The sequence below is a fragment of the Pontibacter silvestris genome (assembly GCF_020907275.1).
GTDB lineage: Bacteria > Bacteroidota > Bacteroidia > Cytophagales > Hymenobacteraceae > Pontibacter > Pontibacter silvestris.
This window is the reverse complement of sequence record NZ_JAJJWI010000039.1, coordinates 18,577-28,507: the sequence shown is the minus strand read 5'-3', so window position 1 is coordinate 28,507 and position 9,931 is coordinate 18,577. Positions and strand designations below refer to the sequence as shown.

Annotated in this window: 11 protein-coding genes; 5 read left to right on the top strand and 6 right to left on the bottom strand. The window is 43.9% G+C overall.

Annotated features, from left to right (window positions below; translation table 11 throughout):
• Positions 1–239 precede the first annotated feature (239 nt).
• The 3 genes from LN995_RS20415 (at position 240) to LN995_RS20405 (ending at position 3,340) form a co-directional block, all read left to right on the top strand.
• The gene (locus LN995_RS20415) at positions 240–869 is read left to right on the top strand and encodes a CPBP family glutamic-type intramembrane protease (protein WP_229962946.1); all 630 of its coding nucleotides are present in this window, start codon (positions 240–242) and stop codon (positions 867–869) included.
• Positions 870–1,478: 609 nt separating this feature from the next.
• On the top strand, positions 1,479–1,742 hold the full coding sequence (locus LN995_RS20410) for a hypothetical protein (protein WP_229962945.1): 264 nt from the start codon (positions 1,479–1,481) through the stop codon (positions 1,740–1,742).
• A 143-nt stretch (positions 1,743–1,885) separates the two neighbouring features.
• Positions 1,886–3,340, top strand: a complete 1,455-nt coding sequence (locus tag LN995_RS20405; RefSeq protein WP_262910541.1) for a BREX system Lon protease-like protein BrxL — start codon at positions 1,886–1,888, stop codon at positions 3,338–3,340.
• A gap of 73 nt (positions 3,341–3,413) precedes the next feature.
• On the opposite strand, the gene LN995_RS20400 is transcribed toward LN995_RS20405, so the two are convergent.
• Positions 3,414–4,388 carry a nucleotidyl transferase AbiEii/AbiGii toxin family protein gene (locus LN995_RS20400; RefSeq protein ID WP_229962943.1) on the bottom strand — a complete coding sequence of 325 codons (975 nt, stop codon included), beginning with the start codon at positions 4,386–4,388 and terminating at the stop codon, positions 3,414–3,416.
• Positions 4,385–5,101, bottom strand: a complete 717-nt coding sequence (locus tag LN995_RS20395) for a type IV toxin-antitoxin system AbiEi family antitoxin domain-containing protein (protein ID WP_229962942.1) — start codon at positions 5,099–5,101, stop codon at positions 4,385–4,387. Before LN995_RS20395 ends, LN995_RS20400 begins: the two co-directional genes overlap by 4 nt.
• Before the next feature lie 400 nt (positions 5,102–5,501).
• Here LN995_RS20395 and LN995_RS20390 point away from each other — a divergent pair, with 400 nt between their 5' ends.
• Positions 5,502–5,756 carry a hypothetical protein gene (locus LN995_RS20390; protein WP_229962941.1) on the top strand — a complete coding sequence of 85 codons (255 nt, stop codon included), beginning with the start codon at positions 5,502–5,504 and terminating at the stop codon, positions 5,754–5,756.
• Between the two features lie 181 nt (positions 5,757–5,937).
• Here the strand turns inward: LN995_RS20390 and LN995_RS22100 are convergent, their stop codons facing one another.
• The 4 genes from LN995_RS22100 to LN995_RS20370 form a co-directional block, all read right to left on the bottom strand.
• Complete coding sequence (locus tag LN995_RS22100) at positions 5,938–6,990, bottom strand: putative phage abortive infection protein (protein WP_229962940.1); 1,053 nt, start codon at positions 6,988–6,990, stop codon at positions 5,938–5,940.
• Between the two features lie 99 nt (positions 6,991–7,089).
• The gene (locus tag LN995_RS20380) at positions 7,090–7,863 is read right to left on the bottom strand and encodes an ImmA/IrrE family metallo-endopeptidase (protein WP_229962939.1); all 774 of its coding nucleotides are present in this window, start codon (positions 7,861–7,863) and stop codon (positions 7,090–7,092) included.
• Entirely contained in the window at positions 7,850–8,257 is a 408-nt protein-coding gene (locus tag LN995_RS20375) for a hypothetical protein (RefSeq protein WP_229962938.1), read from the bottom strand. The genes LN995_RS20380 and LN995_RS20375 overlap by 14 nt, the downstream gene beginning before the upstream one ends.
• Before the next feature lie 5 nt (positions 8,258–8,262).
• Positions 8,263–8,862: a hypothetical protein gene (locus tag LN995_RS20370; RefSeq protein ID WP_229962937.1), complete on the bottom strand. Its 600-nt coding sequence runs from the start codon at positions 8,860–8,862 to the stop codon at positions 8,263–8,265.
• A gap of 192 nt (positions 8,863–9,054) precedes the next feature.
• On the opposite strand from LN995_RS20370, the gene LN995_RS20365 reads away from it, so the two are divergent.
• Positions 9,055–9,924 carry an NARF domain-containing protein gene (locus LN995_RS20365; RefSeq protein ID WP_229962936.1) on the top strand — a complete coding sequence of 290 codons (870 nt, stop codon included), beginning with the start codon at positions 9,055–9,057 and terminating at the stop codon, positions 9,922–9,924.
• The last annotated feature ends 7 nt before the right edge of the window (positions 9,925–9,931 follow it).

The window sequence follows — 9,931 nt, the reverse complement described above, 5'->3', positions numbered from 1 at the left end:
CCCTGTCCCAGAATACCCCCCTTTTTTTTACAACTAAATCAAATGGAAATTAAGTCTTTATCATTAAATTTTTTGTATATATTTCTTATAGCAACAGTTATTGATGAATTGTACACTTACTTTATTAAAGTGATTTAGCTATACATGATATTCTAATTAAAAATGTAAATTCTATTTGATTAAATATTATAGCATCAATACTTGTCACGCTTTCCACAGGTTTACAAAATATAAAAACAATGCTAAATAAGCCATTACTTCTTTTAAACCCAAAGCAAATTAGGATTGAAAGCCCCAGGATAGGCGAGGTAATCAACTTTGTGATAATTATTATATACGTTTATCTTGTAGCAGACCCTATTAGCAAAATGTTAGGAGCATCTGTACAAACGGAATCCATTCATAGTTTTTCAAACATAGAACTTCTAATTGCTATTATACTAGCTCCAATTTATGAAGAAATTATTTTTAGGACCCATCTAAGTGGCGAAAGGAAACATTTTTGGTCAATTTTAATTATAATTGTTATTCTAGTTGTGGTCTTCAATAATTTGGGATTATTCTTTATAATTCCTGTAGCTACATTCTTTATAGTTATAATATTTAATTATCAGAAGTTCTTTAATTTTGCTATAGAGAAGCATTTCAATATTACTTTTTATGTCACTTCTGTATTGTTTGCAGTTGTACATTATCAAAATATCGATGTAGACTCACCAATTAAAAAAATTGTTATATTACTCCTGACTTATGTGCCTATAAGCATTTACTTTGGATATATAAGAAAGAAATACGGCTTGCTATCTTCCATTACAGTTCATTCAATTAATAACCTTTTAATTCTATATATAAATAGTTTAGTATATTAATACATTGCTTTGAAATAAGAGAGTTTGGTTTTTTGTATATCAATTTGTACCCATTCTTCTGGCGATCTGGCTCCTAGTAGGCTGTGCTGTCAGAAGTGATTATACTCCTGAGCCATGTCTCAATTTTCTTCTGGATATCCTCCAAAGAAAGAAATCTGTTCAGCTCGCTCAACTCAGTTTTGTGTCTTGTCCCAGGAAACGACGGTAAAATGAATTTTGGAAAGCTAAACCTGGAAGCGGCTGCAAGGCGCAGTTTGTAGGGCTTCCGATTTCCATTTTGCCGTCTCACAAACTAGAGTAGAAGTTTGTTTAGCGAGATGAGTAGGTAGGACGGCAGAGAACCTATGGCCGGAGAGGATATGCTTCTCTGCTGGCGAGGCAGAGCGGCGTGGAAAGGTAAACTCATCATGACGTTCATTAACCTTATTATACCTTTCCCCTCGTTTAAATAGTGTAACAAATAAGGGAAAAGGCGTGACAAAGTGTTGCTCCCAGTTTGCGTAGCAAAATACAGTAAAAGTCAATATTGTTAGTATCTTCACAGCAGCTCCGGAAAGTGCCTCCGGCACCCAGGTACGTGAAGTTCAACTACACTATTCATAGAGAGTTATGGCAAAGGTTGGTTTTGTCTCCGAGTCGGGAGCGCACGGCTTCATTTTTGAAGATCCAGAAGACACGCACTTCTCCGTCACTGTCGTACTGGTGGAGGAGGAGCACAAAAGGGAAGTGGAAGCCGGGTTCCACCGGATCCGCCAGCGGTACTTCCCGGACGGGCAGCTTCTCCTTTCGGGAGATGGGGCAGACCAGGCCCGGCAGAGGGAAATGGCGCGGGAGTTGAGAGGGCTAGGCTTCTCCTTTCCGCTTTACTGGTAGACAAGCGCAAGCTGCACCAGAAGTCACCGCTCCAGTACAGGGGCACCTTCTACAAGTTCCTCTCCGGGCTGATCTACAACAACCTCTACCGTACCGTCCCCCAGCTAAGCGTGGTGGCCAGCCCCCTGGGCACGCCCGAGTTCATGGAGAGCTTCCGCCGCTACATCCTGGAGAACCACCGGGTGGATTTGTTCTCCCCGGCCCCCTTCGCCTTCTCCACGGAAGGGGAGGAGCCGCTGCTGCAGCTGGCCGGCTTCCTGGGCAGGCTCCTTAACGGGTTTCACGCCGGGTTAACGGAGATTGATGTGGAGACGGAGCTGAAGGGGAGATGCGTGGGGGTGGCGCGCTGGCCGGAGGGCTACGTGCCCTATACCGTCGACACGGAGGGCCTGAAGGCGGATGCGCATGACAGGGCTGTCACCGCCGCCGCGCTGCAGCGGGCGCGGGAGTACCTCCGGCGGCACGCGGGCAGCGAGGATCCCGTCATCAATGGCGCTTCCGCTTCCATGGTATTTGTAGGCAACACCGACCACTCGGTGCCCTATATGCTAAAGCACTCGGACTTATTTGAGGCGCTGCCAAGAGACTACTACGACACCGCCTTCCTGGACCGAATTCACGCCTATCTGCCAGGCTGGGAGGTGCAGAAGCTCCGAAATGAGATGTTCACCTCAGACTACGGCTTCATCGTCGACTACCTGGCTGAGGTACTGAAAGAACTGCGCAAGGAGGATCATACGCATGCCTACACCGATTTCTTTGAGCTATCCGACAGTATAACTACCCGTGATAAAACGGCTATTTCCAAGACCTTCTCAGGACTGGTCAAAGTGATTTTCCCGGATAGTAGTTTCGGTAAAGAAGATGCCCAAGAGCTATTGGAATTCGCCATCGAGTGCAGAAGGCGCGTGAAAGAGCAGCTCCATATCATGGATGAGACCTTTGAGAAGGTTGACTTCAGCTATACCGACAAAGCCACTGGCACGAAGAAGGAAGTACAGACGCTTGAAATCATCGAATACGGCGCTAAAGAAAAGGCTCCAGAATCCACGTTTGAAGCAGCACCTGAAAGCGCTACAGTAGTAGTAACTAAACCAGAGGTTAAGGAGGCAGAACCGGAAGCGGGTCAAAAGATTATCCGAGATAATCAGACAGGTGTTTCCTATGAGAAAGTGTTTGGCAGGCACTTGGCAGGAGCTACTGCCATCAAGCTTACAGACCCTTACATCCGGCTGCCCTACCAGCTGCGCAACTTCATGGAGTTCACCGCGCTAATCGCCAAAGTAAAGGAAGAAGGGCAGGAAGTAAAGCTGCACCTGATTACCAGCAACAACGAAGACTACCTGGAGAATGCCAGGGAAGCATTCAAGGAAATCATTGACTCGCTGGAACCGTCGGGTATCTTCTTCTCCTTTGAGTTTGATGAAAACATCCATGACCGCTCCATTGAGCTAAATAATGGTTGGAAAATCGTACTTGGAAGAGGGCTGGATATTTTCCAGAAAACCAATGGCCGGTGCGATATAGCGGAGTATTACCAGGAAAAGCGGCTATGCAAGGCCTGTGAGATTACTTATCTTTTTGATTCTAAAGTATGAAATGCAATTAGTCCCACAGCTTGTGGGACTAATTGCATTGAGCCAACTCTACAAGATCTGGCTTAGGTCAATATTAACTTTCTCTGTTTCCAAAAGTCTTGAGGCGTGCAGCGACTGTTTCTAAATCGGCAATTATCTCCTCCGGGTCAGGTAGCGTGCCATATACGAGGGAACGAAATTCCTGCTGGTATGCAGTTTCCAAAGAATTCCAGGCTCCTCCTACATCGGCGAACAGCAGGCAGGCATCCAACGGCTGCATGGCCCAGTCCCCCTGAAACTCGCTGTTGCGGGCATCATCGGCCTGTACAGCTTGGATCATCTCAAAGAAGTCCTCGCTGTGCAGGAAAGCGGTCACTGCAGGTGCTTTTAGCATGGCGTGCAGGTCGTAGACATGGCGAATCTTGCTACTTAATTCATCTACCGGGTTTTCAGCATAAGAGGCCCGCACCAGGGCTAGTACTTTCTCTGTGAAGGTGCGCTCCAGGCTGACCACGTTCACCTCAAAAGGCTCTAGCCCATACTGGCGGATCAGGTCCAGCAAGTTACGCTGTGCCATAAACTGGCTGATGTAGGTCTTGATCGGCATCAGCTGGTGTGGATTAGGGCTGGCAAAGGAGTTGATCTCGACCAGAATCTTGTCAGTTGCCTGGCCATAGTCACCCTGCACGGAGGCCCCGTAGTCGTGCAGCGTTTTGCGGAAGCGGGAACCCTTGCTGGTCCTGTGCGGATCCTTTACCTCCGCCATGTCCTTTGTGATCTCTTTTGAGATTTTGCGGATCAGCTGCATGACTTGGTTGTTGGTCATGCCTTCGTCGGCATTGATGGCCAAGTCGATGTCCTCGGAAAAGCGCTCAATCAGGTTATAGGCCTTGGAGAGGGAGGTACCGCCCTTGAAGATCGCCTGCTCCACGTAGGGGGAGTGGGCCAGCCTATAGAGCACCAGCGTCACCCAGTAATCTTTCTCCACATACACATCCCTGATCTGCAGGGCCTCTGCCGTGGCCGTAATGGCATCCCGGAACACCTCTGGGTTTTGGTGCAGGTTCATATGATATTCCAATCTTTTCTGTTAGGCAGTATGCTCTCGCTAATGCCCAGTTTGTATTTTGTCAGCGGGTTCAATGACTGCCTTAGCCTGTCTGCCTCCTCTGTAAAGCCCAAACGCTCCAGCAGGGCTCCCAGCAGGGCACGGGTAGCGGGGTTGTAGTCCAGCGCCAGCGCCATGAGCCGATCCATGTCGCGTTCGGCTAACTCTTTGATATACTTAAGCAGAATAAGGATCGTCTTCTCGCTGTTGCGGTCTGGAATCTTCTTGTAACCGCGCAGAGCGTCCAGGACTTGAAGCTTGTCAATGTCAGACTCCTTGAAGTTGGTGGGGCTCTGCACATAGCGGATTTTGGTTCTCCCTACATTCGCTACCCGACGCTGCTTGCGTGTCATCAGCGTCACCTCCTGGGGAACCTGCGTTGTCAGACCCAGCTGGTTGTAAAGTCCCAAACCGCTCTCGTACCCTTTGACTTTGCCTTTGGAGGTGCTCAGGCTCTTGATGATCTCCTTTTCAGATGGTCTTACTTTCCCGAAAACAGTTTCCTTGGGCTTGTAGTAGCGGCCTTTTGCCAGCCGGTTGATCACTCCTTGCTTGGCCAAGCGGCTAAGTGCTGCCGCTAAGGCGGCTAGCTGGTTTTCGTTTACCTGAAAATCAGCGTAAGTGAGCAGCTGACCCGGTTGGGCTTTCTCAATTCTTTCCCGGACTTGTTGCATAATGCTCATGCTCTTCCTTTACGCCGTGACTACGATGGTATGATTTTTCCCAAAGGTAAGTATGCGCTTATCTATATGTCAAGTTTTTTCGTTATAAAACTTGACATATAGTAAAATTGTTTAACATAAGACTCATTGGTGCAATAAGTAAGATTAATACTCTCTAAGAATCAAAGCGGGAGCATGTTTGGACAGTGATGATGGGTATAATCAAGTAAATATTTTCTCAAAGATCGAGGATAGCTCACACTTCTCCTCCCCAAGAATTTTCCTTCTAGGGAGAGTGGCGTTAATGCTCCCACTGGAGCGTGCCAATTCAAGAGCATGAAGAGCTTTTGAAGGCTTTTCGGCCCCAGTATACCCTGCTGGATAATATTTTTCAATAGCTCCTTTACTTAAGATGAAAATATTATGCTCCCTTAATTGGTCAAGCAGTGTTAACTTCTCGGGAAGAGCATCCAACGAAGCCTCGCAGATGAAGGCCCCAAACAGGGGCAAAGTTTACCTCGGGTTACTGAATGATAATGCCATAGACCAGATCCAGGTCAATGTTCATGTCACCGCCATCACTGTCACCCCTGTTTGGGGAACCCGCCAGGTCAGGCTGATGCACGTTCAGGCAAGGCAAGAACCTTATTTGAACGCATTAAAGTAAAAAGCTTTGGCTGTGTCGCTATAGATGCATTAGCTGTCTGAAGCACTCTGCTGCCCCGATAGAACAAATTACTAGTAAACAAAGCCATTATAGTCGCAAAAGAGGCAACAAGAGTACTCAGCGTTAGTGAATGGAAGAGGTTCCATTTTGGTCTGTGGAGATATAGAACCCAAAGCCCATTTTAAGGCCGCTCTGGAGATTTTAACCGGCATAGTAGGTCCTCTTTCACAACTTCTTGGCTTGGATGGTGGGCTAAGTCAGATGGATATAAACCATTGAATATGTCATATATAATCAGGAGCTGCACGTGTTCCTTACTTGACATGGAACTAAGGGCATTATAATACATTAGCGCCAGTTCGTAACGGGAGAGCTGAGCCCGAAAAATTTTAGCATACTTTTGTGGCTGCTCAGAGCCATCAATAATTTCCAGGGTATAATGAATGTTACGGAAATAATGCCCCAAGTGGTGTCCATGATCATGATAGAATTTTGAGTGGACCTCTTGGATTGCTTTAAGCCGTTGGGTTGATGACATTTTTTCAAAAAGTAAATAACCGACTTTTTGCAAAGAACTATTTACCTCTGGAGGTGTATCTATAGGATTACCTAGCAAACCTTTAGTAAGTTCCCAGGTATCGTCGCTTGATCCATATAAAGCCTTTAGTTCATCAACTTGGCTTTGACTTCCAGTGAAGTGTACAGGCTTATGATATAATAAGGCATAGGGTTGCCAGATTATATCATAAGCTTGATAACTAAGATTCGCCCAATTATGTGAAATTTCTCTTCTCGCCATCATTCTGAATTCTTCTTCAAGAAGCTTATTGTATTCAGTTGTATAGTTCTTAAATGCAGAGAAGCTTTCTACTTTTTCCCCACTTGCTGTAGAATAGGTAACGGAATCCACCTTTTTATTGTGGAGAGCAATCATATTAAAAAAGGTATTATCGTCTGTTTCTCTTTTAAACTGGGTAGCTTGCTCTTTATTTGCTTTGATTTGGGCTTTGAAGGAGAGATAAACAAGAACCCCAGCCACAAAATTTATGATTGGGCCTGTAATTCCACCAATAGTATCACCTATTTGTCCTGCATTGTAGTTTATCCAATCTCTAGGACCGAATGGCTCCGTGAGGGCAAAAACGGCTAAAATGCAAACGCTAGGAACTAATATAAAAATTACTAGAAAACCTAGTATTGAAAACCAATCGGCATTAAGGTTTTTATTATTCACTAAAGGAGAGAATTAAAGTTTGTTAGTAATAGTTCTAAAGAAGATTTAAAAAATCAAACAAGGTTCTTATAAAGTAGAGGTGCTAAATATAGATCAATTTCATTGTGTCCATAAGCATGAAATTAATCCATTAGTAGAAACTGGGAAGCACTGTTCCCATAATTGCCAATCTGGCTCATTTTTAAGTTTAAAGTCTGAAGGAAACCATTCAATTGCATCCACCTTTTCTGGCTTCGCTTCTAAACCCTTATTATTAAAATAATCTCCTGCAACTGTATAGACAGGCACCTTCCCATTGATAGGTAGCCATTGAAAAGGGAAATCGGAAGAGGACTGTTTCCACTTAACGATGCCATTCTCCAAGTATATTACCATAATTGGAAAATCACCCAAATCCTTGTACTTTAAGAAAGCAGCCGTTAGGGACACCCCAAAATACGCTGCTGTTTGTTCAATTAAAGATAAACTAAGTCTCTTACCCGCTACCTTGGATTTAAATAACTCCGATGGCATTAATAATTCCGAAGCAAATTGATTGGCCTGTTGTTCCTGGGGTCCGTTCTTATGCCATTCGGATAAGGTCTTATCATTGTCTGCGTAGAAAGGAGTTAATTCATTATGTAAGATAAAATGACCGATCTCGTGAGCAATGACAAAATTCCTTTTGCTTGGATATGTAATATTGGAGTTTATAGTAATGATTGCGTTACTTCCTTTCATGAGGATGCGGCCTTCTGCTCCTTCCATGGGGCTTTCTTTCAGAACCCCTCCCAGCGCAAATACCATTTCATCTAACGAGATGTCACCCGGTTCCCAGCAGCCCAAATGGTTTCGTAGGTCGTTAGCCGCTTTTATAGGATTAATTCCCAGCATTCTCGTCTAATCGATTTTTCAGTATTTCCATTAACCTTAAAACCTCTTGGTCTTCCAATATGGATGCTTCATCTTCTGGGGTTAATCCCTCAAATTTTCTAAAAAGAGGTTGCAGTTCTAACTGATCCTGAAAAGAAAGTAACTTTTTAAGTTCTTCCAACCCCTTTTCTTTGAGTAACTTTATTTGGTCTAGTGCTTCAGTATATTTCCTTTTATTTGCTACGGCCCGCAGTTTAGTTGAAAGTTGTTTTACTAACCTAAGATGTTTTTCAACAAAAGGATCCGTATTATTCTGTAATTCATCTAGAATCTCTTCTTCTGCCTGATGATAATTGATTTCCATCATCAGGCCGTATAAGTTCTTTAATGATTCTTTTGGGTTTGTAGCTGCCATATCTGTTATTTATTTAAGGGTTGTAAGGCACTAACCCTTCGCAATAATTTTTCTTTCACTTTATCCAATTGCTTGGGAGTGATTCCAAGATGTTCTGCCATGTCACTTCGCTTGTAACCGGCTTGAACAGCTTCCCAAAAATCTTGCAATTGCTGATCACCCTGTACTGCATCCTCTATTACTTGAACTTGTCGTTCATACTCCTGCTTTTCTTCCCGGTCTGATTGGTCAGGGAAGTCCCCCAAATCATAAAACTCAGCTTCAATATCCCGATACTCAATTTTGAGGCTCTCTGATTTTTGGGTTTTTACCCGCTCTACCTCTTTCGAGATAAGACTATCTATAAGGCGGATGAGCTGCTGGGATAAAGAAAATTGTGTTTGCCACTCCCAATTCCCGGCTAATATTTTTTCAAGCGCTAAGCTCAAGTAATACTCCTTCGGGTCGGCTCCTAAATTAGCAGGCGAATGGGCTCCGAATAATGTTTTTTGTTTCAGCTTCCAGTTAAGATGTTCTTTACATTTTTTAATGGCGGCACGCCAATCATTATCTGTTAGGACATTGAATCTTCTCTGGTTTGCTTCATAGTACTTACCTAATTCCATAACTGTATTAACCGGAAAATATTTTTTTTACCCTATGGGGGAGTTTTCTAAGAACCCGGTTAATACTCTTATGAATACCCACTAACAGGTTCGGCATATCTCTACCAAATTTACAAATTTAAATTATACAGAGGGAAGAAATGGGCAGAAGGTTAAGGGGGAAAAGTATAAAATATTAAAAAACAGTAAACTATGACAAGAACATTACCAGTAGAAAATTTGGTTATTGAAGCAGGAAGAACTAATCTTTATTCCCATTCCAAACCAATAAGATTAAATGCCGGCTGTCAGGTCTTTTATAAGGCCATTACCTGCCTGCTTTTTGTACTCCTATCATTTTGCTTACCAGCTTCTGCTCAGCGTACATCGGCGACAAGTACAAAAGTTATTGAGCGGATAAACAGTATCGAGCAGGAAAATCAACGCCTGAAAGACGATATTGCCGAATTAGAAGAAGAGCAGGATGATTTAAAGGAAAAAAACGAGGATTTAGAAGCTAGCCTGAAAGAGTACGAGCCATTTAAGTTCTGGGCCTGGATTTTGGGTGGTCTGGGCTTTACCAGTGTAATAGGCATAGCTTTTTTATATTTTAAGGTTATTCCGAGTAAGGTTAATAGCCAGGTGGATGCCATTATAACTAAAATTTTAACAGACCGCCGGGAAGACTTTTTAGGGTTACTGAAGGAATATGATTTCGAGAAATCAGTAAAGCAACGCCATCAAATAATTCTTCTTTCGCACCGGAACGGGAGTGATGATTACCACCACCGGATGCTTAGTAAAAATGGGTTCCAGGTTACGGCCTTAACCAATTTAGACCAACTCCAACAGGCAGTTTTCAATCCGGACGATATTCTCGTTATAAATAATGATGGTGGCCACTGGCCAACGGACCAGATACAGGACTTTATCGACGCCCATCCCAATTACTGTTTCTATTTCGGTAAAGGCATGATAAATCCGGCAAGTGCCCGCCTGGACCGGTTTGCCGCCGCCAACTTCCGCACGCAGTTCATAGGCAATCTAATGAATGTGTTAAAATATTCTCATCACCAAAATTAAACTAATT